This window comes from Cypionkella sp. (assembly GCF_028290025.1).
Taxonomy (GTDB): Bacteria; Pseudomonadota; Alphaproteobacteria; order Rhodobacterales; family Rhodobacteraceae; genus Cypionkella.
Map to the genome: position 1 here is coordinate 121417 of NZ_JAQGKQ010000112.1, position 24357 is coordinate 145773.

At 58.2% G+C, this 24357-nt stretch carries 26 protein-coding genes; 11 read left to right on the plus strand and 15 right to left on the minus strand.

The features are described 5' to 3' along the window. Nucleotides 1–80: 80 nt before the first annotated feature. The 9 genes from argS to JWS10_RS20200 all read right to left on the minus strand — a co-directional run bounded on the left by argS (nt 81) and on the right by JWS10_RS20200 (nt 9473). Nucleotides 81–1826: an arginine--tRNA ligase gene (gene argS, locus JWS10_RS20160; RefSeq protein ID WP_299509577.1), complete on the minus strand. Its 1746-nt coding sequence runs from the start codon at nt 1824–1826 to the stop codon at nt 81–83. Nucleotides 1827–1914: 88 nt separating this feature from the next. Next, nucleotides 1915–2400 carry a holin family protein gene (locus JWS10_RS20165; protein ID WP_299509578.1) on the minus strand — a complete coding sequence of 162 codons (486 nt, stop codon included), beginning with the start codon at nt 2398–2400 and terminating at the stop codon, nt 1915–1917. After that, nucleotides 2391–3002, minus strand: coding sequence for a holin-associated N-acetylmuramidase (locus JWS10_RS20170; RefSeq protein WP_299509579.1), 612 nt, complete (start codon nt 3000–3002; stop codon nt 2391–2393). The genes JWS10_RS20165 and JWS10_RS20170 overlap by 10 nt, the downstream gene beginning before the upstream one ends. 131 nt (nt 3003–3133) lie before the next feature. Then, the gene (ccmE, locus tag JWS10_RS20175; RefSeq protein ID WP_299509580.1) at nt 3134–3586 is read right to left on the minus strand and encodes a cytochrome c maturation protein CcmE; all 453 of its coding nucleotides are present in this window, start codon (nt 3584–3586) and stop codon (nt 3134–3136) included. Nucleotides 3587–3595: 9 nt separating this feature from the next. Next, on the minus strand, nt 3596–4624 hold the full coding sequence (argC, locus tag JWS10_RS20180) for an N-acetyl-gamma-glutamyl-phosphate reductase (RefSeq protein ID WP_299509581.1): 1029 nt from the start codon (nt 4622–4624) through the stop codon (nt 3596–3598). A gap of 58 nt (nt 4625–4682) precedes the next feature. Continuing rightward, nucleotides 4683–5432, minus strand: a complete 750-nt coding sequence (locus tag JWS10_RS20185) for a DUF1684 domain-containing protein (RefSeq protein ID WP_299509583.1) — start codon at nt 5430–5432, stop codon at nt 4683–4685. A gap of 412 nt (nt 5433–5844) precedes the next feature. Further along, on the minus strand, nt 5845–7482 hold the full coding sequence (locus JWS10_RS20190; protein ID WP_299509584.1) for a peroxidase family protein: 1638 nt from the start codon (nt 7480–7482) through the stop codon (nt 5845–5847). Between the two features lie 259 nt (nt 7483–7741). Next, complete coding sequence (gene murI / locus JWS10_RS20195; protein ID WP_299509585.1) at nt 7742–8554, minus strand: glutamate racemase; 813 nt, start codon at nt 8552–8554, stop codon at nt 7742–7744. 40 nt (nt 8555–8594) lie between these two features. Beyond that, complete coding sequence (locus JWS10_RS20200; RefSeq protein ID WP_299509612.1) at nt 8595–9473, minus strand: lysophospholipid acyltransferase family protein; 879 nt, start codon at nt 9471–9473, stop codon at nt 8595–8597. Nucleotides 9474–9671: 198 nt separating this feature from the next. Here JWS10_RS20200 and JWS10_RS20205 point away from each other — a divergent pair, with 198 nt between their 5' ends. From JWS10_RS20205 to grxD, 6 genes are all read left to right on the plus strand, one after another. Beyond that, the gene (locus JWS10_RS20205; protein ID WP_299474331.1) at nt 9672–10565 is read left to right on the plus strand and encodes a LysR family transcriptional regulator; all 894 of its coding nucleotides are present in this window, start codon (nt 9672–9674) and stop codon (nt 10563–10565) included. A 438-nt stretch (nt 10566–11003) separates the two neighbouring features. Continuing rightward, complete coding sequence (locus JWS10_RS20210; protein WP_299509586.1) at nt 11004–12281, plus strand: calcium-binding protein; 1278 nt, start codon at nt 11004–11006, stop codon at nt 12279–12281. A gap of 255 nt (nt 12282–12536) precedes the next feature. Next, complete coding sequence (purL, locus tag JWS10_RS20215; RefSeq protein ID WP_299509587.1) at nt 12537–14696, plus strand: phosphoribosylformylglycinamidine synthase subunit PurL; 2160 nt, start codon at nt 12537–12539, stop codon at nt 14694–14696. A 69-nt stretch (nt 14697–14765) separates the two neighbouring features. Beyond that, entirely contained in the window at nt 14766–15002 is a 237-nt protein-coding gene (locus JWS10_RS20220; RefSeq protein WP_299474323.1) for a BolA/IbaG family iron-sulfur metabolism protein, read from the plus strand. A gap of 1 nt (nt 15003) precedes the next feature. Continuing rightward, a complete protein-coding gene (locus tag JWS10_RS20225; protein ID WP_299509588.1) occupies nt 15004–15309 on the plus strand; it encodes a hypothetical protein in 306 nt (101 codons plus the stop codon). Next, on the plus strand, nt 15306–15668 hold the full coding sequence (grxD, locus tag JWS10_RS20230; protein ID WP_299509589.1) for a Grx4 family monothiol glutaredoxin: 363 nt from the start codon (nt 15306–15308) through the stop codon (nt 15666–15668). The genes JWS10_RS20225 and grxD overlap by 4 nt, the downstream gene beginning before the upstream one ends. Nucleotides 15669–15765: 97 nt before the next feature. Here grxD and JWS10_RS20235 read toward each other — a convergent pair whose 3' ends face one another. The 3 genes from JWS10_RS20235 to JWS10_RS20245 are packed head-to-tail and all read right to left on the minus strand — an operon-like array spanning nt 15766 to nt 16977. Continuing rightward, a complete protein-coding gene (locus JWS10_RS20235; protein ID WP_299509591.1) occupies nt 15766–16107 on the minus strand; it encodes an MliC family protein in 342 nt (113 codons plus the stop codon). Beyond that, entirely contained in the window at nt 16104–16475 is a 372-nt protein-coding gene (locus JWS10_RS20240; RefSeq protein WP_299474312.1) for a cell division protein ZapA, read from the minus strand. The genes JWS10_RS20235 and JWS10_RS20240 overlap by 4 nt, the downstream gene beginning before the upstream one ends. Continuing rightward, the gene (locus JWS10_RS20245) at nt 16468–16977 is read right to left on the minus strand and encodes a hypothetical protein (protein ID WP_299509592.1); all 510 of its coding nucleotides are present in this window, start codon (nt 16975–16977) and stop codon (nt 16468–16470) included. Before JWS10_RS20245 ends, JWS10_RS20240 begins: the two co-directional genes overlap by 8 nt. 211 nt (nt 16978–17188) lie before the next feature. Here JWS10_RS20245 and tkt point away from each other — a divergent pair, with 211 nt between their 5' ends. After that, nucleotides 17189–19204 carry a transketolase gene (gene tkt / locus JWS10_RS20250; protein ID WP_299509593.1) on the plus strand — a complete coding sequence of 672 codons (2016 nt, stop codon included), beginning with the start codon at nt 17189–17191 and terminating at the stop codon, nt 19202–19204. A gap of 79 nt (nt 19205–19283) precedes the next feature. On the opposite strand, the gene JWS10_RS20255 is transcribed toward tkt, so the two are convergent. Continuing rightward, nucleotides 19284–20255 (minus strand): DUF808 domain-containing protein, encoded by a 972-nt coding sequence (locus JWS10_RS20255; protein WP_299474303.1) that lies wholly within the window; start codon nt 20253–20255, stop codon nt 19284–19286. 209 nt (nt 20256–20464) lie between these two features. On the opposite strand from JWS10_RS20255, the gene gap (JWS10_RS20260) reads away from it, so the two are divergent. From gap (JWS10_RS20260) to JWS10_RS20275, 4 genes are all read left to right on the plus strand, one after another. After that, nucleotides 20465–21463: a type I glyceraldehyde-3-phosphate dehydrogenase gene (gene gap, locus JWS10_RS20260; protein WP_299509594.1), complete on the plus strand. Its 999-nt coding sequence runs from the start codon at nt 20465–20467 to the stop codon at nt 21461–21463. A gap of 12 nt (nt 21464–21475) precedes the next feature. Then, a complete protein-coding gene (locus JWS10_RS20265; RefSeq protein ID WP_299509595.1) occupies nt 21476–21619 on the plus strand; it encodes a hypothetical protein in 144 nt (47 codons plus the stop codon). A 91-nt stretch (nt 21620–21710) separates the two neighbouring features. After that, nucleotides 21711–22715: a type I glyceraldehyde-3-phosphate dehydrogenase gene (gap, locus tag JWS10_RS20270; protein WP_299474293.1), complete on the plus strand. Its 1005-nt coding sequence runs from the start codon at nt 21711–21713 to the stop codon at nt 22713–22715. Between the two features lie 253 nt (nt 22716–22968). Beyond that, nucleotides 22969–23130 (plus strand): hypothetical protein, encoded by a 162-nt coding sequence (locus JWS10_RS20275; protein WP_299474290.1) that lies wholly within the window; start codon nt 22969–22971, stop codon nt 23128–23130. Between the two features lie 61 nt (nt 23131–23191). Here the strand turns inward: JWS10_RS20275 and JWS10_RS20280 are convergent, their stop codons facing one another. Continuing rightward, nucleotides 23192–23713, minus strand: coding sequence for a gamma carbonic anhydrase family protein (locus JWS10_RS20280; RefSeq protein ID WP_299509596.1), 522 nt, complete (start codon nt 23711–23713; stop codon nt 23192–23194). Beyond that, nucleotides 23710–24357: a guanylate kinase gene (gmk, locus tag JWS10_RS20285; protein ID WP_299509597.1), complete on the minus strand. Its 648-nt coding sequence runs from the start codon at nt 24355–24357 to the stop codon at nt 23710–23712. The genes JWS10_RS20280 and gmk overlap by 4 nt, the downstream gene beginning before the upstream one ends.

The window sequence follows — 24357 nt, forward strand, 5'->3', positions numbered from 1 at the left end:
GCCTCGCGTGCAAGGGCGATACATGCCACCCCTGCTTGTTATTTTGCCCATTCCGGTCAGGCTGGTTTGACATAGGCACGTCAGCGCATTTCCTCAACCGGAGTGACGCCAAGGATACCAAGCCCAGCCGAAATCACAACGCCCGTGGCACGCGCTAGGGCGATTTTCGCCGAAGATGTTGCCGCATTGCCGTCCTGGATGAAGCGCAGGCTGGTGTCATCGTTGCCTTTGTTCCACAAACTGTGGAACTCCGAGGCGAGTTCATAGAGGTAAAACGCGATACGATGTGGCTCGTTGGCCTTTGCAGCGATCTCAACCAAGCGCGGCCATTCGGCGAGTTTTTTCGCCATTTCGATCTCGGCAGGATGGCCAAGGATCGCGAGATCAGCGTTTGCCAAAGCCGCATCGCTGCAATCAATCCCAGCCTCACGCGATTTGCGAAGCACCGAGTTGATGCGGGCATTGGCGTATTGCACGTAGAACACCGGGTTGTCTTTGGATTGCTCCAACACCTTGGCAAAGTCGAAATCCAAGGTCACGTCGTTCTTGCGGGTCAGCATCATAAAGCGGGTCACATCCGCGCCCGCTTGTTCGACCACATCGCGCAAGGTCACAAACGTCCCCGCCCGCTTTGACATCTTGAACGGCTCGCCGTTTTTATACAGCTTCACCAGCTGCACCAGTTTGATATCCAACGGAACTTTGCCATTCGACAACGCCGAAACCGCAGCCTTCATCCGCTTGACATAGCCACCGTGGTCGGCGCCGAAAATGTCGATCAGCTCATCAAAGCCGCGCTGCACTTTGTTGTAGTGGTAGGCGATATCGGGGGCGAAATAGGTCCATGAACCATCCGATTTCATCACCGGGCGGTCTACATCATCGCCATGCGCGGTCGAGCGGAACAGGGTTTGGATGCGGGGTTCCCAATCGTCGAGGGTCTTGCCTTTTGGCGGCTCTAGCGTGCCTTCATAGATCAGGTCCATATCGCGCAGGGCTTGAATGGCAGCCTCAATCTGGCCAGTGCCGTAAAGCGCCTTCTCGGATGAATACACGTCCATCTTGACGCCCAAGGCCGCCAGATCGCCGCGAATTTCTTCCATCATCATCTCAGAGGCGATCTCGCGGATATCGGCGAGCCAGACTTCCTCGCCTTTATCCAGCAAGGTCGTGCCGAATTTCGCCTTCAAAGCCTCACCGACCGGGATCAAGTAATCGCCGGGATAAAGCCCCTCGCGGATTTCAGGCTCCAGCCCATTCGCCTCGCGGTAGCGTTCATAGGCCGAGCGCGCCAGGACATCGACCTGCGCGCCACCGTCGTTGATGTAATACTCGCGCGTCACATTCCAGCCAGTATAGGCGAGCAGGCGCGCCAGAGCATCACCTACCACGGCACCCCTCACATGGCCGACATGCATCGGTCCGGTGGGGTTGGCCGAGACAAACTCGACGTTGACTTTACGCCCCGCCCCGGCGCTGGATTTGCCAAAATCCAAGCCTTCGGTGAGGGCAGCTTTCACCACGCCCTGCCAGACATTCGCCGCCAACCGCAGGTTCAAGAACCCCGGCCCTGCCACTTCGACAGCCGTTACGCGGGGGTCGAGGCTCAGCTTCTCGGCCAGCGCGGTTGCAATCGCGCGCGGCTGCATTCCGGCGGGTTTCGCCAGCACCATAGCCGCATTGGTTGCCATATCGCCATGCGCCGGATCGCGCGGCGGCTCGACTGCTACTTGGGCAAGTTCAAGGCCAGCGGGCAACACGCCCTCAGCGGCCAACGCCGTCAGGCTATCGGTCACCAAGGTGCGGATTTCGGCAAAGAGGTTCATTTGATCAATTCCTGTCTCGTTGGTGCGGGCATGCCAGAGCAAGCAAGACAGGTCAAGGACAGCCCCGGAATTGGACCGGTTTAGCAGGCTAGTTTTGCTCGGAACGCCAATCGTCCAAGGCGGGATTGGAGTCAGAGGCTGCGGTCGGGGGGTTCAACCCTGCTGGCACGCCTACAGGTCGATTGCGAAAGTAATGTGTCTCGCGCGCGCCGAAATAGAACGCGACCACGGCGCCAAGAAGCCACCACAACGGCTCCGGCACCGCATTCAGCCCCACCATGCGCAGCGCGAAATCTGGGGGATCAACCATCGCATAGACAAACAGGCCAATGGTGCCAAAGGCCAGCAATGGGCGCGGCAGGCGGTTTAACCCGTTGACCAAGCGATCAAACCAACTGCCCGAGGCATTGCTGAACTCATCGCCAAATTGCTCTAAAGCTGCCGCCTGAGCTTGTGCTGACAATTCCATCCGCTTGGTGGCAGACGGAGTGAAGACCTCCGCCAGCCCCTTTGCTGCATCGCCCAACGCCGCGACCGCACCCGGAGCGTTCAAAACTGTGCCAATCAACCCCATGTCGCCACCCTCGCATGATGTTGCGCATCGGTGAGCCGATACTTCGGTGCCATAAATTCCTCCGCCCGAGTGATCCAGCCACCCTTGCCGCCATCGCGTTTGCGGGCATATTTCCGGCTGGCCGGACGCATATCGGCGAGCGCATAATAGTAATTGCGCCGCGAAATTGCGTAGGCATCGGCTATATGGCTCGGGGCGGCTTCGGCGGCCATTTGTGCTGCGCGAATGGTCAGCGGGCCGATCTGACCATCGGCGTCGCAGGGAAAACCCATGCTGGTCAACAATCGTTGCAACACCTTCACCGCATTCGTCCCGGCATTGACATACATATCGAAGACCGAAGCCTGCAAGCTTTCGGGCAGAGCGCCAATGCCAGTGCGGCGGTAGTAATGTTCTACATATATATCAACGGCTTGGGTGGGTGTGAGCGCCCGCACGTCGGCCACGTCGATGCGGGTGTCGCGGGTGATATCAATCCCCAGTCGGCGCAGCGTATTGAGGGTGACGCCGTGATTGGTAGCGCCTCCCGGATCATCCGGGTCGTTCACAAAGCCGCCCTCGCGAGCGACAATCTCAACCGCCAAATCTTGCACAGATTTCATCGCATCTCCCCTTGAATTGTCGGGGGAGATGCTGGGGCCAAAGGGTTAATCTGCCGCTATGCAACCGCACGGCACTAGCCGCCAAAAAACTGAAATTGGCAATGCTTACGCGCGCAAAACCAGCTAGCGCATTACTTTTGCGGTGCTACGTAAACGCCTTGCGCTTTCAAAGCGTCAACAACTTCTTTCGGCATGTAATTTTCATCATGCTTGGCAAGAATTTCGGAGGCTATGAAGGTGCCGTCCTGCATCTCTCCGGTGCCGACCATGCCTGCACCTTCGGCGAAAAGATCGGGCAGCACTCCGGTAAATTTCACCGGAACCGTCTTGTTGGTGTCGGTGACGCTGAAGGTGATTGTCTCACCCTGCCCCCGCATCAATGTGCCCTTTTGCACCAGCCCGCCAATGCGAAACACCTCACCCGCGCGCGGCGGATCGGTCAGAACTTGGCTGGGAGAGCGAAAGAAGTTAATGCCGTCGCGCATGGCATAGCCGACCAGCGCGGTTGAGGCCGCAAGCAGCACAAACGCGAACAGGATCAACTGCACGCGCCCACGTTTTTTTAGCCCCTTTAACCCAGCCATATCAGCCTCTTACGGGAACATTGGCGCTAAGGTCAGCCCCGCCGTTTCCTCACTTCCCAGCATCAGATTGGCGTTTTGAATAGCTTGCCCCGACGAACCCTTGGTCAGGTTATCCAAACACGCCACCACCACGGCGCGGCCTGCAATCCGATCACCCACCACGCCGATATGGCAATAGTTAGAACCCGCAATGTCGCGCGTCGAGGGGAGTGCGCCAAACGGTAGCACATGAATGAATGGCTCGGACGCATAGGCGTCGGTCAGCGTTTGGTGAATAGTCTTGGCATCGCCCTCGACATAGGTCGTCGCCAAAATTCCGCGATTCATCGGCAAGAGGTGGGGCGAAAATTGGATGTGAACGGGCCGGCCAGCCAGTTTAGAAAACTCCTGATCAAACTCGCCCAAATGCCGGTGTTTGCCGCCCATCGAATAGGTATGGGTGCCGCCGGAAAGCTCGGCATGCAGCAGGTTTTCCTTGAGGCTGCGCCCTGCCCCGGACACACCCGCCTTGAGGTCAATCAAGATGTTATCAAGGTCAATTACCCCCGCCGAAATCAGCGGCCGCAAGGCATATTGCCCAGTCGCGGCATTGCAGCCAGTGCCAGCCACAAGGCGCGCTTGGCGGATTTCGTCGCGGTAAAACTCGGTCAGCCCGTAGACGGCTTCTTTTTGCAGATCGGTGGCGGTGTGGGCTTGGCCATACCATTTCTCATATTCCGCAGGGTCGCTCAGCCGGAAATCCGCCGACAAATCAACGATCTTCAAATCGCGCGGCAGGCTTGAAACCACGACCTGAGTGGTGGCATGTGGCAGCGCACAGAAGCACAGATCAACTTTGGAAAAGTCAATCTCATCAATCTTCTGCAAGCGTGGCAGCGATAGATGACGCAGGAACGGGAAGACCTCGGCCATTTCCATCCCGGCTTTACGATCCGCCGAAAGCGCCACGATCTGCATCGACGGATGCGTGGCGATCAGGCGGACGAGTTCAGCGCCTGTGTAGCCCGAGGCCCCCAGAATGGCGATGCGATGTGTCATGTCAGCCTCCGTTTGTTGGGGCAGATGTGGCGTCTGGGGGGTGCGGATGCAAGCGAAATTATGGTGTCAGGCGCTCGCCAGCCTCAACCCGGAAGGGGAGGATATTTTCGCGCGGCGGAAGCGGGCAGATTGCGAAATCGGTGAAGCCGCAGGGAGGGGTGAAGGCGCGGTTGAAATCGAGGGTGATTTCGGTGTCAGAGGCGTCCTCGCCGATCAGGAAACGTGAGGCGGGGTAGGTCTCGACGCCGCTGGTTTGGTCGCGGATCACGAACATCGGCTTGCCGTCTTTCCAGTGGGTGGCAAGCAGGGTGATGGCGTGGTTTTGGTAGGTGAAATGAGCGGTGTGAGTGAGGCTGACGGTGGTGGGCGCGCCGCCTTTTTGGTTGATGGATTGTTGGATCGGGGTGGGCAGGGTTTGCCAGCGGGCGCGGATGATCAGGGATGGGTTGGTGGGAAAGTAGTGGAGGATTGCCTCGCGTGGCAGGGTCAGGTCGCGGACGCGGAGGGCGGGGGTGCCGTCTGCGGTGTGGAGTTCTAGGAGGAGGGTTTCGATGCGGAGTTGGGGGAAGCCGGAGGTGGTGGGGAGGAACGGGATTGGGGCGGCGTCGGGAGGGGTCACGGTTTCGGTGGTGGGGTCGATCAGGCCGAGATGGGCGGGGCCGGTGGAGAGTTGGATTTGATTATCGGGGGCTTGGCCTACGGATTGTGGGCCGGGATTTAGCTCGACCCGGTCGGTGAGGTTGAGCCAGCCGTCCTCGGCTTGCAGGGCTTCTAGGCGGGCGGCGCGGTGTTCGGTTAGGGGGAGCATTTGCGGGCCTTTGGTTTGGAATGGCCAAACAATGAACCGGGCTGAGTATAGCGGCAAGGGCGCTGTCCACGTGTGGACGCAATATGATGCTCTAAATATCAATAGGTTAGAAATGATGTTAACATTATGTTAAGGACGTTTTGCCTCAATCCCCGCAAACTAGACCGTTTCAGGCAAGAGAGTCTTTCTCATAACAAGCGCAGAACAAAGGCCCCGCCATGATCGAACGCTACGTGGCCAAGAATGGGGACATGCAGACCCTATTCCTTCTTCAGCGATGATGACGAGGCGTCCCAGAAAGTCTCCAACGTTTTCGAAGCGAGATTAAGGTGATTGCTTGGACTTGGAACGATGGCGTCCCTGACGATTGGATCAAAGACCGAGATGCCAATCTGCCGTGCCTCGGCGCCTTTCAAATTGTCATGGTAGCGACATAGCTTTTGGTGTCGCTGCCCAGATTGCGGTTCAGCACATCCTGAAGCTTGCTTGTTGATTGGATGGCCTGCCACCCGGCCTGCCCGAAGGTCTGCGCGTTGAAGATATGCTCTGACAGCAGCGGATTGGTCAGCGCCTGACTGAACGCATCCAGCGCCACCATGCGGCCGATCAGAGGGGGGACGGCGGCGCGGGGGGCTACATCCTCGGCGAACAGGCCGACGAAGAACTCCACCTTGTCTACATCGCCGTACAGCCGCTTGAGGATGTCCTGCCGGGCGGGGTCGCCAGTGATCTGGTTGAAGGCGCGGACCCGCCCGAAGCCCATCGCTGCGCGGTAGTCATTATAGGAGGCGAGCTGGTTCAGCCTCCCCTGCACCACCGAAGCCATCTCTACTTCAATCAGGAAGTCGGGCGTGTTCATCAGCCCCATGTTCCACGCGCGCTGACCGCAGGCGCGGGCCATCGCTGGACCTAAGCCCACGGCGGTCAGCAGCCACTGATCGAAGATGAACGCATCGGGTGGAACCGCAGTGTCGGCAATCTCGAAATGATCTGGCGTCAAGGAATGCCAGCGATACAGCAGGTTGAACTCAATCGGTATCCAGTTGGGCTTGTTCCACTGGGCGTGCCAGCAGACGGAAGGATCGGCGGAAATCTGGAAATAATAGGGTGAGATGTGGTTGATATATTCCTCAACCACGATCTTGATGAGAAGGGCGATGTTGACGTTGCGCGCGGTCTGGAACACTCGCTCGTCGTCCCAGGCCGGGTTATCAGCCTCCAACAGCCCGCACAGCCGGTTATGTTCCCGTAAAAACAGGGTGTTGAGCATCGCCGTATAGGGCGTGGTATTGGCCCGGTCGCCCGCAAAGGCAAACAAGGTCTGCTTGACCGCCTCGCCCCGTGCGGGGGGCACCCGGCTTAGGTATCGCTCGAACTTCAAGGGCGGGCGTAGAGCCGCAAACTCGGGTTTGATCGCGCCGCTCGCATCGTAAAGCTTGGGTGCGAAGACTTCGCCGCTGATCGGGTCAGTCTCAAACTTCAGCCGCCCCTTCTGACCCCGCGCTTCCGATTTCTCCCGGATGGCGTCACTTTCAGCACGGTTCAGGCCGTAAAGCGGGTTGAAGTCGATGTGATGCGAGGTGTTGGTTTTGCGGGTGTCGCGGGCGTCCGTCATCAAGAAGCCGTCGGTGAACCACTGGGCAAACGACAGGAACAGCACACTGGAATTCTCGGACTCGGTCTGCTGGCCTTTCGGCACGACAAACAGAGCGCGAACGTCCTCCAACGCTGGCAAAGCATCGGGCGTGGTTGCAGGCAGGTGACGACCGAACCAAGCCGTGTCCGTCATCATCTCCCACGAGGTATAGCCCGCCATTTCCTTCGCGCTGTCACCCTGCACGGCCATAGACCCATAGGGCGAGGGCCGGGTGCGGGCGCGCATCACCGCCCGATTTATGATGGCCTTGTTGGCGATCTTACGCAGGAACGGCACGGTCATGACGAAGTTCCAGAACGCCGGATAGTGGCTGAGCATATGCGCCTCGATCCGGTTCGAAAGGCCGTCCGCGCTGTTGTCACGCTCTGGGTGATCACGGGGTTGTCGTGGCATGGCGGGCCTTTCAAAGCATCTGCAATAAGCGGGCAGGATCAAAAAGAGGGTCTTAATCGAAAATGACTTGGCTGCATGGGGCGCTAGGATTGCGCGCCATGTCAACGGTGAAGGCCGGGGGGTGATGATAAAGATCGCGCAATGGTGCTTTCAGACGAATGCGAACAGTCCTGCGCCACCTATTATCTATGAAAGCAAAAAAAGCGAGTTGGTGGGTGATGTGAGTGGTGGCGCGTAAACTCAGCCCACACGGTCGAGCTTACGCGGCCTCGAACACCACTTTTTTGCGCAGGAATTGCGTGGCTTTGTTGGAGACGGAGGCGGCGTCTCCGGTGGTGATGAACTTGCTCTGCGTGCCCTGCCCTAGCATTTCGGGGCGGCGGGTCAGGTAGTCGGCGAGGCTTTCGGCTACTAGGTTGGCTTGGCTGTAGACTTTGACATCTGGACCCAGGGCTTCCGCGAAGGCTTTTTCCATCAGGGGGTAGTGGGTGCAGCCTAGGACGGCGGCTTGGGGGTGAGGCATGCGACGTTTCAGGGCTTCGACATGGCTGCGCACGAGGGCTTCGGCGAGGATTTCGTCGCCTTGCTCGATGGCGTCCACCACTCCGCCGCAGGGTTGGGCTTCGACATCGACGCCGATGGCGCGGAAGGCGAGTTCGCGTTGGAAGGCGCGGCTTGCTACGGTGGCGGGGGTGGCGAACAGGGCGACGTGTTTGACGGAGACTTCGCGCGGCGGGGAGTTGTCACCCCATTGGCGTTCGGTGAGGGCTTCGATGAGGGGGACGAAGACTCCGAGGACGCGTTTTTCGGGCGGCAGCCAAGTTTCCTGCATCCGTTTCAGGGCGGCTGCCGAGGCGGTGTTGCAGGCGAGGATCACCAGATCGCAGCCTTCGGCCCACAGGCGTTCGACTGCGGCGCAGGTCAGGTTGAAAATGTCGTCATGGGTGCGCACGCCATAAGGCGCGTGGGCGTTGTCGCCGAAATAGATGAAGGAAGTGTCGGGGAGGCGTTTTTGCAGCGCGTCCAGCACTGTCAGCCCGCCAATGCCGCTGTCGAATACGCCTACTGCCATCTTTGCCCCCTGCCCACTTTCGCAGTCTTTGGGCTGCGGTTTAGCGGGATTTGTATTTTGCCTCGAATTCGTAGCCGTGAGCATATGAGGGAATGGGGTGCGGCGAAAGGGCGTAGGTGGCTTGGCGCAGGGTTTCCATCATCGCAGTGGGGTCGGATTTTAGCGATTGGATGGTGGTGGAGGGGATCGGTTGGCCAATCACAAGGCGGACGGGGGTGTCGGTGCGGGATTTGAACTCTTTCAACAACATCGCGAGGCGCAGGTTGCTGTGAATGCGCGAGGCGAGTTGGAACAGGCGGGAATTGTGGCCCTCAAAGTAAATCGGCACCACGGTAGCGCCTGATTTGGCGATCATTTTGGCGGTGAAGTTGCGCCAAGATGGGTCCATCGGGCGGGAGAACGGTTTCAGAGAGGTCGAGACGGTGCCGCCGGGGAAGATGCCGATGGCACCACCTTGGGAGAGGTAGCTTAGGGCGGTGGCGCGGGTTTCCAGGTTGAGTTTGACGGCCTCTTTGGTTTCGTCAAACGAGATCGGCAGCAGGACTTTGTTCAGCGCTTCGGCGCGGCGGAACACGGCGTTGGACAGAATGCGGAAATCGCCCCGGACGGCATCTAGCAGGTGGCCCATCATCAGGCCGTCGAGGATGCCGTAGGGGTGGTTGGCGATCAGCACTAGCGGGCCTGTGGTCGGGATATTGTCAAGCGCGCCTGCAATCAGGTCGAGCGAAAGGCCGTAGCGCTCGGGGATGACCTGCCAGAACGAGCGGCCTTGGGCTACTTCATTTTCATAGCCGGAGGCGCGGTCGATCAGGTGGCGGCGGCCTGAGACATTTTCCAGCACGCGGATCAGGGCGCGGCCGGAGCGGGTGCGGGCAGAGGTTGCGTAAGAGATGTCGCGGCTGATGTTGGTTTGCAGCATGTAAACCTCGGGGTTTGCGCCCGCGACATAGCCGGATTGCCGCAGCGTAATGGCTGTGCGTGACGCTGAAATGACACGCATCGCGGCACGAGGCTAAGAATTAGGGGGAAGTTTAGCGGAATTACCCAGTTTACAGAGCCAAAATTGTGCATAGATAAGCAGGCTTATGTTAATTGGCGGAAATGTCTGAGGGGACTGATGGACTGGGATAAGCTGCGCATATTTCATGCGGTTGCCGAAAAGGGCAGCCTTACACATGCGGGTGATGTGCTGCATCTGTCGCAATCGGCGGTCAGTCGGCAAATTCGGGCGCTGGAGGAAAGCCTTTCGGTGACGCTGTTCCACCGCCATGCGCGCGGGTTGATCCTGACTGAACAGGGCGAGTTGCTGTATGATGCGACGCAAGCCATGGTTAAGCGGCTGGACGCTACTGCAGCGCGGATACGGGATTCCGAGGATGAGGTGTTTGGCGAACTTAGGGTGACGACGACGACGGGGTTTGGCACGTTGTGGTTGGCTCCGAGATTGCCTGCTTTGTATAAGAAGTATCCCAGCCTGAAGATTGATCTGATGCTGGAGGAGCGGGTGCTCGATCTGCCTATGCGTGAGGCGGATGTGGCTATTCGGATGAAAGAGCCAAGCCAAGCCGATCTGATCCGCAAGCGGTTGATGAACATTCGGATGCGGCTTTATGCGACGCCGGAATATCTGGCGGAACACAGCACGCCGTTGACGATGGATGATTTCACCCAGCATCGGCTGATCTGTCAGCACGCGGGGACGGCGCAGGTCGCGGCGGGGGCAAATTTGGTGGCGGAGTTGATGGCGCACGACATCCCGTCAACGCTGACGGTGAATAACTATTTTGGCGTGTTGCAGGGGGTGTTGAACCATCTCGGCATCGGCGTGCTGCCGGATTATTTGACCGAAGATTTCCCGCATTTGGTGCGGGTGTTGCCCGAGACGGAATCGACGGAAGTGCCGGTGTTTCTGGCCTATCCTGAGGAGTTGCGGCATTCCAAGCGCGTGTCGGCATTTCGGGATTTCGTAACCGAGGAGATTTTCGCATTTCGCAAGCGTCAGCAACTGTAACAGTAAGCGGTTGCAACATTGCTGTTCGGCTCTGAGCGGACTAAGCCCCTCCCCGGTTGGGTGGGGCTTTTTCGGTAGTGGCTTGGTTTCGCTTGGTTATAAATTGACCAGATGATCAAAGCTATGCGCGGGACGCATAACGGCATTGCCCGTTTTCAGTGTGATCAATATTGAGGCACATCGCGCATCAGTATACACACCGCCTTGAAGCAGCCGTTGAGTTCGCTCTGGTTGCTTCATACCTCCCTGTTGGACTCGGCCGAGCGAAAGCTCGGCCATTTTTTTTGGCGGGCGCGCATTAATTCACGGACGCGGAAATTTCACAACAAAAATTAAACGATTACCGCAAGATTTTGTTGGCATTTCGGGCAGCAACTGCCTAGGGGTGCTGTCATGGCATTACGGCCATGTACTTCTACCCATTTTCACTAAACGACCTTGGAGGTCATTTTGACTAAAATTTTATACGCAAACGATATCGGTGCTGACACTCGTGCCACACTGTCACAATCAGGCGAATCTCTGATCGTTTTGAACGGCGTCACGATTGGCGCTACATCAGGCGACGCGATCGAGCTCAATGGCAACGCGATGAGGGTTACTGTTAACGGTTCGGTATTTGCTGCCAACTCCGGCATTACGGTCGGCGATCAGAAATCCAGTGGAGACGAAGTTTTCATCGGTCGCAGCGGTTCGATTACTGCTGGCGGCACGGGCGGCGTCACAATTTTCAACGCCGGGACACATGTCACCAATCTGGGTGAAATTACTGGTGATTATGCCGCGATCTATGTCGCTGCAAACGCAGGCAACGCAGTCACAATATTGAACGACGGCACCATGTTCGGTGGAGCGAATGCGATTTATAACAGCTTTTCATCGAAGGTGGTGATAACAAACACCGGTTCGATCTTTGCTGGTAGTGGGCACTCTTTCGCGTCATCTGACAACAGCACATCCCAAGACATCATTCTGAACCGTGGTTCTATGACCGGCGACATTATGTTCGCACTGGGCGATGATACCTATGACGGACGTGGCGGCACCATTGATGGCACGGTTTATGGCGGCGGCGGCAGCGACACTTTCATCGCGGGGCTCTCCGAGGAAACCTTCGACGGCGGCGCTGGCACTGACGTTCTGGACTTCTCTAAGTCCGGCAAGCTTACGGTAAGTCTTGCCAACGGCATACAAAACACCGGCGCGGCTGATGGCGACACCTATACGGGCATCGAAAATGTCAAAGGCTCGCTGTACGGCGATGACAAGATTTACGGCGACGCTGGAGCGAACGCGCTTTATGGTCAAGGCGGCAATGATGTCTTGAGCGGTGGTGCTGGCAAGGACAGGCTGGTTGGCGGCGTGGGCACCGATGCGCTGACCGGTGGAATGGGCGACGATTCTTTTGTATTCAATTCCACGGCGGAGTCCGGCGACAAGATAACCGACTTTTCGGCAGCCACCGGCAACAACGACTTTTTTCAGATCAAGGCTTCGGCCTTTGGCGGCGGTCTTACGGTGGGCGCTCTGGACCATTTGGAGTTTCAGGTAAGCAACGGTCACGTCGCAGCGAATAACAGCATCCGGTTCATTTTTGACACCGCCGATACGACGCTGTGGTTTGACGCCAATGGTAAGGCTGCCGGTGGGCTTACGATGGTGGCCGATTTGCAAGCGAATGCAGTGATGGGCTTCGCGGACATTATGCTGGTCTAAGGCTGCAGGAAGCCGGGGGCACTTGGTAGTGCCCCCGGCCCATCCGAGAAAGAACTATGCGGGTGGCGAAGGTCATCCGGCTCCGATTTATCGCTCTCAAAAGACGCTGGACACGCACCAAAACGCGTTTGCTGGATGATTATTCGCGACGTTGGCATAATTTTTGGCTTTGCATCGCGGCTATGACAAGCCGCCCCTTTCACTGACCGCTCGCTTGTCCTAATACCCGGCCAACCCCGCTTTAGGAGAACGCCCGTGACCGAGCCCGAAATCACCCCGGACCTGATTGCCAAGCACGGGATGAAGCCCGACGAATATCAGCGGCTGCTGGAGATCATCGGGCGAGAGCCTTCGTTCACCGAGTTGGGGATTTTCTCGGCGATGTGGAATGAGCATTGCAGCTATAAGTCGTCGAAGAAGTGGCTGCGGACGTTGCCGACCACCGGGCCACAGGTGATTTGCGGGCCGGGCGAGAACGCCGGCGTTGTCGACATTGGCGATGGGCAGGCGGTGATCTTCAAGATGGAGTCGCATAACCACCCATCATATATCGAGCCGCATCAGGGCGCTGCCACGGGCGTTGGCGGGATTTTGCGCGATGTGTTCACCATGGGAGCGCGGCCGATTGCGGCGATGAACTCGCTGTCGTTTGGCGTGCCGTCGCATCCGAAAACCAGCTATCTGGTGAAGGGCGTGGTTGAGGGCGTCGGGTCTTATGGCAATGCGTTTGGGGTTCCGACGGTTGCGGGCGAGGTGCGGTTTCACAAAAGCTATAACGGCAACTGTCTGGTGAACGCGTTCGCGGCGGGCTTGGCGGATGCGGACAAGATTTTCTACTCGGTGGCGTCTGGTGTGGGGATGCCGGTGGTGTATCTGGGCGCTAAAACCGGGCGCGACGGGGTTGGCGGGGCGACGATGGCCAGCGCCGAGTTTGACGATACGATTGAGGATAAGCGCCCTACCGTGCAGGTTGGCGACCCCTTCACCGAAAAGCGCCTGCTCGAGGCTTGTCTGGAGTTAATGGCTTCGGGCGCGGTGATTTCGATACAAGATATGGGGGCTGCGGGGCTGACCTGTTCAGCGGTCGAGATGGGCGATAAGGGCGGCTTGGGGATCAAGTTGCAGCTGGATGCGGTGCCTCAGCGTGAGACCAATATGACGGCGTATGAGATGATGCTGTCGGAGAGCCAAGAGCGGATGCTGATGGTTCTGAAGCCGGAACTGGAAGACGTGGCGCGGGCGATTTTCGTGAAATGGGATCTGGATTTCGCGATTGTTGGCGAGACTATTCCTGAGGATCGCTTCCTGATCCTGCACGGCAATGAGGTGAAGGCGGATCTGCCGCTGTCTAAGTTGTCGTCAAGTGCGCCGGAATATGATCGGCCTTGGGTGGAGACTCCGGCAGCTTTGCCGTTGGGTGAGGTGCCTGTGATAGGAGCCATTGCGGGGCTGCGGGCTTTGATCGGCTCACCTAACTATGCGCAGAAGGCTTGGGTTTACGAGCAGTATGACAGCATGGTGGGGGCGGATACGGTGGTGGCTCCGGGGGCTGGTGCGGGGGTGGTTCGGGTGCATGGCACGGGCAAGGCGCTGGCGTTTACCTCTGATGTGACGCCGCGCTATGTCAAGGCGAACCCATTTGAGGGGGGTAAGCAGGCGGTGGCGGAAGCCTATCGCAACCTGATCGCGGTGGGTGCTAAGCCGTTGGCGACGACAGACAATCTGAACTTCGGCAACCCGGAAAAGCCCGAGATTATGGGGCAGTTGGTGGGGGCGATCAAGGGCATTGGCGCGGCTGTGCTGGCGCTGGACATGCCGATCGTGTCGGGCAACGTCAGTCTTTATAATGAGACGGATGGCTCGGGGATTCTGCCGACGCCGACGATTGGCGCGGTGGGGATTTTGGCCTCGCTCGACGATCTGATCTCGGGGCGGCCTGTGGCGGGTGATGTGGCACTGGTGGTTGGTGAGACGTTTGGGCATCTCGGGCAGTCGGCGCTGCTGGCTGAGGCGTTTGGGATTGAAGCCGGGGATGCTCCGTCGGTTGATCTGGCTGCCGAGAAGGCGCATGGCGATTTCATTCTGGCGAACCGGAAGGCCATCCGGGCTTGCACCGATCTGGCGGATGGTGGGCTTGGGTTGGCGGCGTTTGAGATGGCAGAGGGCGCGGGGCTTGGGATTGCTTTGACCCATGGCGATATTGCGACGCTGTTTGGCGAGGATCAGGCGCGGTATCTGGTGGCAGTCGATGAGGCTGGAGCGGCTAAGTTGGAGGCTGCGGCATTGCTAGGCAGTGTTGAGGTGATCCGTGTTGGTCGCTTTGGCGGTGACGTAGTGGATTTCGGCGGCGATCAGGCCAGCTTGGCGGAATTGTCGAACCTTTATCGTGGGGCGTTTGAGAAGGCGGTCGGCTAGCTTACGCTGACCCCTTGCGGCGTCCCTGCCCCGGGCTTACATTTGGCGAGAACTGTCCAGGAGTGCGCAATGGCGATTGAAGCCCATGATATCGAAGCGTTGATCCGCGCGGCGTTCCCGAATGCCGTTATCACCGTGCAGGGCGACGACGGCGCGCATTTCTCGGCTGAGGTGATTGATGCCAGCTTCAAAGGTATGAACCGGGTGCAACAACAGCGCGCGGTTTATGCGAGTTTGAAGGGCAAGATGGACGGGCCAAGCGGCGCGCTGCATGCGCTGGCCCTGACGACGAAAGCGCCGGAGTGAGATGGAACAACCGCTGACATGGCTTGATTGGGTATATGTCGGGGTCGGCACGGGACTGCTTTTCGTCGGCTTGGTTTTTTGGTCGATACTGGGCCACCTCCCCATTAAACCTAAACGCAGCAAGTTTGATTGGCAGCCTGATTTAGAGTTACCTGCTGACGTGCATGTTTTGGGCAGTGAGTATCCTCAGAGAGACGGAGCATTTTTGCGGTATTTGGTGAAGCGAACTTACACCGTGCCGAAAGATCCCGAAGAATATGCAAAGATTTTCGTTCCGACGAAAGACAGAAAAGGAAGCGCAGAATGACCGCTCTTGACCAAATCAAAGACACCGTGACGAAGAATGACGTGGTGTTGTTTATGAAGGGCAACAAGTTGATGCCGCAATGTGGGTTCTCGTCGAAGGTGGCGGGGATTTTGAATTACTTGGGCGTCGAATATGCTGACGTCAACGTGCTGGCGGACGCAGAAATCCGGCAGGGCATCAAGGAATTCTCGGATTGGCCAACGATTCCGCAGCTTTACGTTAAGGGCGAGTTTGTTGGCGGCTGCGATATCGCCATTGAGATGGCTTTGTCGGGCGAGTTGGATGCGTTGTTGGAGGCCAATGGCGTGGCGTTTGACAAGACGGCGGCGGATAAAATCCGCGAAGCTAACGCGGGTTGAATTGGCGAGCGGGGGTTTCACACCCCCGCGCCCCCGTGGGATATTTTCCCCAGTCTGAAAGAAAAGTTAATCAAATGCCGTGAAGTTTGGCGTTTGGTTACTGAGGTTTGCACGCGTCGTGGAGTATGGATTCTGCGCCGCCTTTGGTGCCGTCCTTCCAGAGCAGAGTGCCGGTGTCGGCTTTGATCAGCCAGACGTAGTTGGAGCCGTCGGATGGCCAGCCGTAGCGTGCGCCGGAGGCTGCTTCCTCGGCCAGCAGGTTGAAGGTTTCGCCCTTGACGGTGAGTTTGAGGTTGCCGTCGGTGCCCAACACTGTGGCGATTTTGGTGCCGTCGGCGCAGAGGTATTGCGTGGTGTTGGGGTCGGATACGGTAGGCGGCGGTGCATTCTCGGAGGTGCAGGCGGCGAGCAGGCCGAGCAAAGCGAGTTTACGGATCATTGCAGACGTTCCTCGACTGAAGCGGCCATCGCTTCGGCGCGGGCGGCTATTTCGGCAAGTGCCTCGCGCAGGCCCGGCGGCACGACTGGCACCTCGAGTTTCTCGCGTTCGGGCTGCGGGCGGGATTCAATCGCGGCCAATTTCAGCTTCAACTGGCGGTTCTCATCTTCTACGGCCGCAGTTTTGTCGGCCAGCATCAAACCTGCCATCAGCAACATACGGGCTTCGGGCAAGCGCCCCATTTGGGCGACCAAGGGTGCGGCCTCGGTGTCCAGCATGGTGGCTGCACCGCGCAAGAAATGTTCCTCGCCGGGTTGGCACGAGACGGTGAAACTGCGGCCACCGATGGTGATTTCCAGATCAGGCATGGGCTGCGGCCTCTTCAATCAGCGGGTTCAGGGCGGCGATAATTTCCGAGAGTTCTTCTGCTTCGGAGGCACGGGCGGCGCGCAGGGCGTCAAGCTCGGCCAGCATCGCTTTGTTGATATGTTCGGGTTCGGTCACGCCCAATTCAGCCACGTCACGCAAGGCGGCGAGTTCTTGGCTGAGCGCATTCGAGGTGGCACGCAAGCGGGCGAGTTCATCCGACTGGGCGGCAAGCTGGGCGTTCAGGGCCGAGACTTGATCGGTCAGCGCGGTCTTTTCCGCATCATCCTTCTGACGCACCACGCGCAGGCGTTCCTGCAACTGGGCGTTCAGCATCCGCTCTTCGTCAAGCTTTTCGTTCAGGACCGCGAAATCGCTTTCTGGCAACATTGCGGTGGGATTATCGGTTGGCATCGTCACAGCGGCGCTTAGGCTTTCAACCCCGCGGCCAATACGTTCGAGGGCTGCTGTAATGCGGCGCTCTAGTTCGGTTATGTCCTGCATGGGTCTTGGCACCCTTTCCATTTTCTTAACACATAACATGCCCGCCCGGTGTGGAGCGAATCGGCAGCGGCTGCGTAGGCTGATCTTAGCCGTTGCGCGGGGGGCCGTCTTGTCTTTTGCGCCCAATGCCTTGCGCGGCCTGCTTGATCTTGCTGCAATGGGTGTTATGCAGCTTTTAGCCCACCCCAGTTTCAGGAACAGGACATCAACCTTGGATATCCAGACGCTTCGTACCAGCCATCCCGACCATTGGATGCGCGCTGCCGCCATTCGCACGCTCACGTTAGACGCTGTTGCCGCCGCCAATTCTGGCCATTCCGGAATGCCGATGGGCATGGCGGATGTGGCAACCGTGTTGTTTGAAAAGCACCTGAAGTTTGATCCCAAAGCGCCACGCTGGGCCGACCGCGATCGATTTATCCTGTCGGCGGGGCATGGCTCGATGCTGATTTACAGCCTGCTGTATCTGACAGGCTACGCCGACGTGACGATTGAGCAGATCAAGAATTTCCGCCAATGGGGCGCGATTACGGCGGGCCATCCGGAATACGGCCATGTCTCGGGGGTTGAGACCACCACTGGACCGCTGGGTCAGGGCATTGCCAATTCGGTGGGCTTTGCGATTGCCGAGGAAAACCTGCGCGCGCGTTGGGGTTCCAAGGTGCAGGATCACCATACGTATGTGATCGTTGGTGACGGTTGCTTGATGGAAGGGGTTTCTCAGGAAGCCATTGGTTTGGCGGGCAAATTGCAGCTAAGCCGCCTGATCGTGATGTGGGACAACAACGGCATCACCATTGATGGCAAAGTGTCGATGTCGGATGTGACCGATCAGAAGGCGCGGTTTGCGGCGAGCGGTTGGGATGTGTTTGAATGCGACGGCCACGATCCAGTGGCGATTGATCAGGCGTTGGTAGCGGCTAAGGCTTCGCCCCGCCCGGCGATGATCGCCTGCAAGACGCATATCGCTTTGGGTCATGCGGCGCAGGACACCTCAAAGGGTCACGGCGCTTTGACTGATCCGGCGCAGCTGAAGGCAGTGAAAGAGCTTTACGGCTGGACGTCGGAGCCTTTCGTTATCCCGGCGGCGATCAAAGCCCAGTGGGAAGCCTTTGGGGTGCGTGGCGGTGAGGCTCATGCAGCATGGGAGGCTCGGTTTGCGGCTTTGTCGCCAGCCAAGCAGGCGGAGTTTAAGCGGATATTCTCGCTTGAAGTGCCCGCGAAATTGCCTGCGATCATTCGGGGCGTGAAGAAGGCGGCTACCGAGGCGGGTGCAAAGATTGCGACGCGTTCGGCTTCGGAAAAGGTGCTGCAAGCGGTGAACCCTGTGTTGCCGGAAACCATTGGCGGCTCGGCGGATTTGACCGGGTCGAACAACACCAAGACCGCTGATCTTGGCGTGTTTAGCGCGGAAGATCGCAAGGGTCGTTATATCTACTACGGCATCCGCGAGCATGGCATGGCTTCGGCGATGAACGGCTTGGTGCTGCATGGCGGGGTGCGTCCGTATTCAGGCACCTTCATGTGCTTTACGGACTATGCGCGGCCTGCGATGCGGTTGTCGGCGCTGATGGGCGTGCCAGTGGTCTATGTGATGACGCATGACAGCATTGGCTTGGGCGAAGATGGCCCGACGCACCAGCCGGTTGAGCATCTGGCGATTTCGCGGGCGACGCCGAACACTTACGTGTTCCGTCCGGCGGATTTGGTTGAGACGGCTGAGGCTTGGGAGATCGCGTTTACCTCGAAGAAAACCCCTTCGGTGATGGCATTGAGCCGTCAGAACCTGCCAACGGTGCGCAAGGTGCATACCAACACCAACATGACTGCCAAGGGCGCTTATGTGCTCGAGGAGGCTGTCGGCAAGCGTCAGGTCATTCTGATGGCGACAGGCTCGGAAGTCGAGATTGCGCTCAAGGCGCGCGATTTGTTGCAAGCTGACGGGATTGGCACGCGGGTTGTGTCGATGCCGTCGATGGAGTTGTTTGCGGCGCAGGATGAGGCTTATCGTCGTCGCGTGCTGCCTCCGGGTCCGGTGCGGGTGGCGATTGAAGCTGGGGTGCGTCAGGGCTGGGATCGCTGGCTGCTCGGTGAGCGTGGCCGCGATGGCAAGGCTGATTTCGTCGGTATGTCGTCGTTTGGGGCATCTGCTCCGATGGAGCGGTTGTACCAAGAGTTCGGCATCACGGCGGAGAATGCGGTGGCGAAGGTCAAGGCAATGCTTTGAGTTCGGCGGGCGGGGTGGGGTTAGCCCTCACCCTGCCCTGTCGCTTTTACTGAGCTTTTAAGGTTTGATTGGGCGGTGCTTAGTGCGCGGCCTTTTTCTTTCCGGTGATCGCGGACCATGCCGGGATGATGATTTTGGTGGCGAGCGGGATTAGAATCATACCCAAAACCAGACCAATAATACCATCGCAGGCGGCGGTGACGCTCCATTCCACCAGTCCAGCGGCTTGCGGAACTGCTTCGCTGGCGGCGACGGCCCAGTGGTGGATGGTGGCATAGGGTTCGTGCTGGCCAAGCGTATCGAGGCCGTGCGTCAGGATTTGCCCGCCCACCCACAGCATCGCGAGGGTGCCAACGGTGGACAGAACGCTCATCAGCTTGGGCATCGCTAAAACCAGACCGCGACCTAAGGCGCGGGTAATCGACAAATTGCCGCGCCGCGCCATGAAAAGGCCAATGTCATCCATTTTCACGATCAGCGCCACCGAACCGTAGACGCCAACGGTGATCAAGGTGCCGACAAGGGCCAATGTGATCGCCTCTATCCAGATTGCGGCTTCGGGGATGGCAGCGAGGGCGATGGTCATAATCTCGGCTGACAGGATGAAATCTGTTTTGATCGCGCCTGCGACTTTTTCTTCCTCAAGACGGGCCGGGTCTTTGGTGTCGAAATCCTGATCAACCTCGGCATCGCCATGTGGAAACAAAGTGTGGAACACCTTCTCGGCACCCTCAAAGCACAGATAGGCGCCGCCAAGCATCAGCAAGGGTGTGATCGCTTGCGGCAGAAAACTGGTGAGCGCCAAGGCCACCGGCAACAGGATGATCAGCTTATTTTTCAGCGAGCCTTTGGCAATGCGCCAGATGATTGGCAACTCGCGCTTGGCTTCAAAACCGTGGACATATTTTGGCGTCACAGCGGTATCGTCAATCACCACGCCTGCAGCCTTGGCACCGGCTTTGGCGGCGGCACCCACAATGTCATCGACCGAGGCCGCTGCAACTTTGGCAATCGCCGCGACGTCGTCTAAGAGTGCCAGTAATCCGCTCATACCAATAACCTGCTCATACCCGCCTCACCGTTTGCTTCGCAGTGGTATTTAGGGTCTGCCTCAGCAAAAGGCAAAGCCTGTGACTTGTTAGCGCGAACATGAGAAGTTTGCGCTAACACTTTGAATTAACGACTCTTTTCGGCTTTTATGCTGTGCACGCCTTGCCTATAGCGAAAATAGGTATTGGTTTGGAAAGAAGGCGCGCACAGATGATCACCATTGGTATCAACGGATTTGGCCGGATTGGCCGCTGCACTTTGGCGCATATTGCGGAGTCCGCGCGCAACGATGTGCAGGTGGTCGCGATCAATGCGACCGGGCCGATTGAGACCAATGCGCATCTGTTGAAATATGATTCGGTGCATGGACGGTTTCCGGGTGTGGTGAAGGTTTCCGGCAATGAGCTGGACCTTGGGCGCGGACCGATGCGAGTGATGAGCACCTATAATCCTGAAGAACTGGACTGGGACGGGGTGGATGTCGTGCTGGAATGCACCGGGCAATTTAACGCGCGGGAAAAGGCAGCGGTGCATCTGGGGCGCGGGGCGAAGCGGGTTTTGATCTCGGCTCCGGCGAAGCGGGCGGACATGACGGTGGTGTATGGGGTGAACCATCGGGCACTGACGGCGGATCATCATGTGGTGTCGAACGCGTCTTGCACGACGAACTGTCTGGCTCCGCTCGCGAAGGTCTTGAATGACGCGATTGGCATTGAGAGCGGGATTATGACGACGATCCACAGCTATACCGGCGATCAGCCGACGTTGGACCGCCGCCACAAGGATTTATATCGGGCGCGGGCGGCGTCGATGGCGATGATACCGACCTCTACCGGGGCGGCGCGGGCGTTGGGAGAGGTGTTGCCGGAATTGGCGGGGCGGCTCGATGGCTCGTCGATCCGGGTGCCGACGCCGAACGTCTCGGCTGTAGATCTGACGTTTATCGCGCAGAAATCGGTGACGGTGGATGAGGTCAACGCGATCGTGCGCGAGGCAACGGCGGGCTATATGGGCATGGTGCTGGCGTATGATCCTGAACCCAAGGTATCAATCGACTTCAATCACACGCCGCATTCGTCTATCTTCGCGCCAGACCAGACCAAGGTGGTGGGCCGTTCGGTGCGGGTGCTGGCTTGGTATGATAACGAATGGGGGTTTTCCTGCCGGATGGCCGATGTGGCTGGGGTTATGGGACGTCTGTTGCAATAGACCGGAGACGCTGTGACCGACCGTATTGCTTTAGGGCTCGCCCTGCTGATTGCCGCCGCGATTGGCGCAGATGTCGCGTTCAACCATGGTCACGCTTCGGTGTTTTTGCTACGAAAACTGGGTGATCTGGTTCAATATGTGATGGTCTGGCGCTAAGCTTTGAACTTGCCGTTGATTGTCGCGGCAGTTTCGTGATGTTAGCGCAAGCATTGCGCGCGTGAGTCGCGCTTTTTCAGGAGGTTATCTCATGGCCGTAAAAGTCGCCATTAATGGTTTCGGTCGGATTGGCCGCAACGTGCTGCGCGCGATCATCGAATCGGGTCGCACCGATATCGAAGTGATTGCGATCAACGACCTTGGCCCAGTGGAGACTAACGCACATTTGCTGCGGTTTGATTCGGTGCATGGCCGCTTTCCGCATGTTGTGACGACGACTGCTGATACGATTGACGTGGGCCGTGGGCCGATGCGGGTGACGGCGTTGCGCAACCCGGCAGAATTGCCGTGGAGCGACGTTGATATCGTCATGGAATGCACCGGGATTTTCACCAGCAAAGAGAAGTGCCAAGCGCATCTGGAGAATGGTGCCAAGCGCGTGCTGATCTCTGCGCCCGGCGAAGATGCTGATAAGACGATTGTTTTCGGGGTGAACCATGACACGCTGACCTCCAGCGATCTGGTTGTATCGAACGCGTCTTGCACCACGAACTGCCTGTCGCCTGTGGCTTATGTGCTGAACAAATTGATCGGCATCGAAAAAGGCATGATGACGACGATCCACAGTTATACTGGCGATCAGCCAACGCTGGATACGATGCACAAGGATCTGTATCGCGGCCGTGCTGCGGCTTTGAGCATGATCCCGACCTCGACCGGGGCTGCCAAGGCTGTTGGGCTGGTGCTGCCAGAGTTGAAGGGTCGACTGGATGGTTTTGCCATTCGGGTGCCGACGCCGAACGTCTCGGTGGTTGATCTGAAGTTCATCGCCAAGCGGGCGACGAGCGTTGAGGAGATCAATTCGGCAATCAAAGATGCTGCGACTTCTGGGCCGCTGAAGGGGATTTTGGGCTATACCGAGTTCAAGAACGTCTCGTCGGACTTCAACCATGACCCGCATTCCAGCGTGTTCCATATGGATCAGACCAAGGTGATGGACGGTACGTTCTGCTCGATCTTGTCGTGGTATGATAACGAATGGGGCTTTTCAAACCGGATGGCGGATACCGCTGTGGCGATGGGTAAGCTGATCTGAGGCTTCGGTAGGGCGGAGTTCGCGCGAGTTCCGGAGCTAATTCTTCCAAGATTTATTGAGGGGTGCCTTTGGGCGCCCCTTTTGCATTGTTAGCACTCGATCTCAGCCACGGCATTTCTGCACCAGCTATGCGCTGAACGCAATGCGGCACCGCAGCGTTGTCGGTTGTTGGCGCTAACAGTTTTCTTATATTCAGGACATGCGAAAGGACGAAGCCATCCGGGCAAGTCATCGCAGAGGAAAAGGAAACACTATGAAATCGCTTATCGCTCAACTGCGCAACGCCGCCGCAAAACGTGCAATGTACCGTCGCACTCGTGACGAAATTGCGGGCATGCCACGCCGGGTTGCGCTTGATCTGGGTATCTTCCCTGAGGATGCGGAGATCATCGCACGCAAGGCTGTCTGGGGCTAAGCCCTCGGCTTTGCTGCTAAATCAGTCATCTACGACGTTCGGGGGCCAGTCGGCCCCCTTTTTATTTAAGTAATTCCAGCCCTTTGGCGAAGCGGCGTGCGTTGGCTTGATAGCCGGTCGCCGACTTCAGCAGCCGCGCCTGTGCCTCGGCATCCAACTGACGCACAACTTTCCCGGGCGCGCCCATCACCAGACTGCCATCCGGGATTTCTTTGCCTTCGGTGATCAGCGCCCCTGCCCCGATCAGGCAGCCTTCGCCAATTTTGGCACCGTTGAGAATGGTCGCGCCCATGCCGATCAGTGTGCCCTCGCCAATCGTGCAACCGTGTAGCATGGCTTTATGGCCGATTGTGCAGTTCGCACCGATGGTCAAGGGATGGCCCATGTCGGTGTGCAGGACCGAGTTTTCCTGAATATTCGAGCCGCGTCCGACACGGATTTCTTCATTGTCGCCGCGCAGCACCGCGCCGAACCATATGTTCGCATCGGCTTCTAAGGTTATCTTGCCGATCAATACGGCGGTATCTGCGACCCAAGCCGTAGGGTCGATCTGCGGGGCAATGCCGTCAAGCGCGTAGATCATCGGGATTCAAACTCTCGGTTGAGGTTGCGGACGAAATCGGAGAGGCCGGGTTGGCGGTCGCGCTTCAAACGTTCTGCTTGAAGAATGGCCGTCAACTCATTGAAAGAAACGTCGATATCGCGATTGATGATGACGTAATCATATTCGGCCCAATGGCTGATTTCATCGCGGGATTTCTCCATTCGGGCAGCGATCGTCTCATCCGAGTCTTGGGCGCGGGCGCGCAGGCGGGATTCCAACTCGGCAATCGAGGGTGGCAGGATGAAGATCGACACCACATCGCGGCCTAAAGATGAGTTGCGGATTTGCTGGCCGCCCTGCCAGTCGATGTCAAAAAGCGTGTCACGGCCCTCGCGCATCGCCGCTTCGACCGGGGCTTTCGGTGAGCCGTAGAAATTGCCGAACACTTCGGCGTGTTCCAGCGTTTCACCCGATTGCACGAGGGCTTCAAAGGCTGCGCGCGGGTGGAAATAGTATTCGCGGCCATCTTGTTCACCGGGGCGAGGTTGGCGGGTGGTGGCTGAGATTGAGAAGCGTAAGGTCGGATCCCATTGCATCAGTTTGCGGGCGAGCGTGGATTTTCCGGCCCCGGAAGGCGAGGACAGGATCAGCAGAAGGCCGCGACGGGTAAGGGTTTGGGCCAT

Coding starts and splice junctions, on each gene's coding strand:
- JWS10_RS20275 (WP_299474290.1), top strand. CDS start 22,969: ATGAAATCGCTTATCGCTCAACTGCGCAACGCCGCCGCAAAACGTGCA.
- JWS10_RS20245 (WP_299509592.1), bottom strand. CDS start 16,977: ATGCAGGACATAACCGAACTAGAGCGCCGCATTACAGCAGCCCTCGAA.
- JWS10_RS20200 (WP_299509612.1), bottom strand. CDS start 9,473: ATGCTGCAAACCAACATCAGCCGCGACATCTCTTACGCAACCTCTGCC.
- murI (WP_299509585.1), bottom strand. CDS start 8,554: ATGGCAGTAGGCGTATTCGACAGCGGCATTGGCGGGCTGACAGTGCTG.
- JWS10_RS20190 (WP_299509584.1), bottom strand. CDS start 7,482: ATGCCACGACAACCCCGTGATCACCCAGAGCGTGACAACAGCGCGGAC.
- JWS10_RS20205 (WP_299474331.1), top strand. CDS start 9,672: ATGGACTGGGATAAGCTGCGCATATTTCATGCGGTTGCCGAAAAGGGC.
- gap (WP_299474293.1), top strand. CDS start 21,711: ATGGCCGTAAAAGTCGCCATTAATGGTTTCGGTCGGATTGGCCGCAAC.
- JWS10_RS20255 (WP_299474303.1), bottom strand. CDS start 20,255: ATGAGCGGATTACTGGCACTCTTAGACGACGTCGCGGCGATTGCCAAA.
- JWS10_RS20240 (WP_299474312.1), bottom strand. CDS start 16,475: ATGCCTGATCTGGAAATCACCATCGGTGGCCGCAGTTTCACCGTCTCG.
- JWS10_RS20165 (WP_299509578.1), bottom strand. CDS start 2,400: ATGGGGTTGATTGGCACAGTTTTGAACGCTCCGGGTGCGGTCGCGGCG.
- ccmE (WP_299509580.1), bottom strand. CDS start 3,586: ATGGCTGGGTTAAAGGGGCTAAAAAAACGTGGGCGCGTGCAGTTGATC.
- JWS10_RS20225 (WP_299509588.1), top strand. CDS start 15,004: ATGGAACAACCGCTGACATGGCTTGATTGGGTATATGTCGGGGTCGGC.
- JWS10_RS20185 (WP_299509583.1), bottom strand. CDS start 5,432: ATGCTCCCCCTAACCGAACACCGCGCCGCCCGCCTAGAAGCCCTGCAA.
- JWS10_RS20235 (WP_299509591.1), bottom strand. CDS start 16,107: ATGATCCGTAAACTCGCTTTGCTCGGCCTGCTCGCCGCCTGCACCTCC.
- JWS10_RS20170 (WP_299509579.1), bottom strand. CDS start 3,002: ATGAAATCTGTGCAAGATTTGGCGGTTGAGATTGTCGCTCGCGAGGGC.
- JWS10_RS20220 (WP_299474323.1), top strand. CDS start 14,766: ATGGCGATTGAAGCCCATGATATCGAAGCGTTGATCCGCGCGGCGTTC.
- argS (WP_299509577.1), bottom strand. CDS start 1,826: ATGAACCTCTTTGCCGAAATCCGCACCTTGGTGACCGATAGCCTGACG.
- gmk (WP_299509597.1), bottom strand. CDS start 24,357: ATGGCCCAAACCCTTACCCGTCGCGGCCTTCTGCTGATCCTGTCCTCG.
- argC (WP_299509581.1), bottom strand. CDS start 4,624: ATGACACATCGCATCGCCATTCTGGGGGCCTCGGGCTACACAGGCGCT.
- JWS10_RS20280 (WP_299509596.1), bottom strand. CDS start 23,713: ATGATCTACGCGCTTGACGGCATTGCCCCGCAGATCGACCCTACGGCT.
- gap (WP_299509594.1), top strand. CDS start 20,465: ATGATCACCATTGGTATCAACGGATTTGGCCGGATTGGCCGCTGCACT.
- grxD (WP_299509589.1), top strand. CDS start 15,306: ATGACCGCTCTTGACCAAATCAAAGACACCGTGACGAAGAATGACGTG.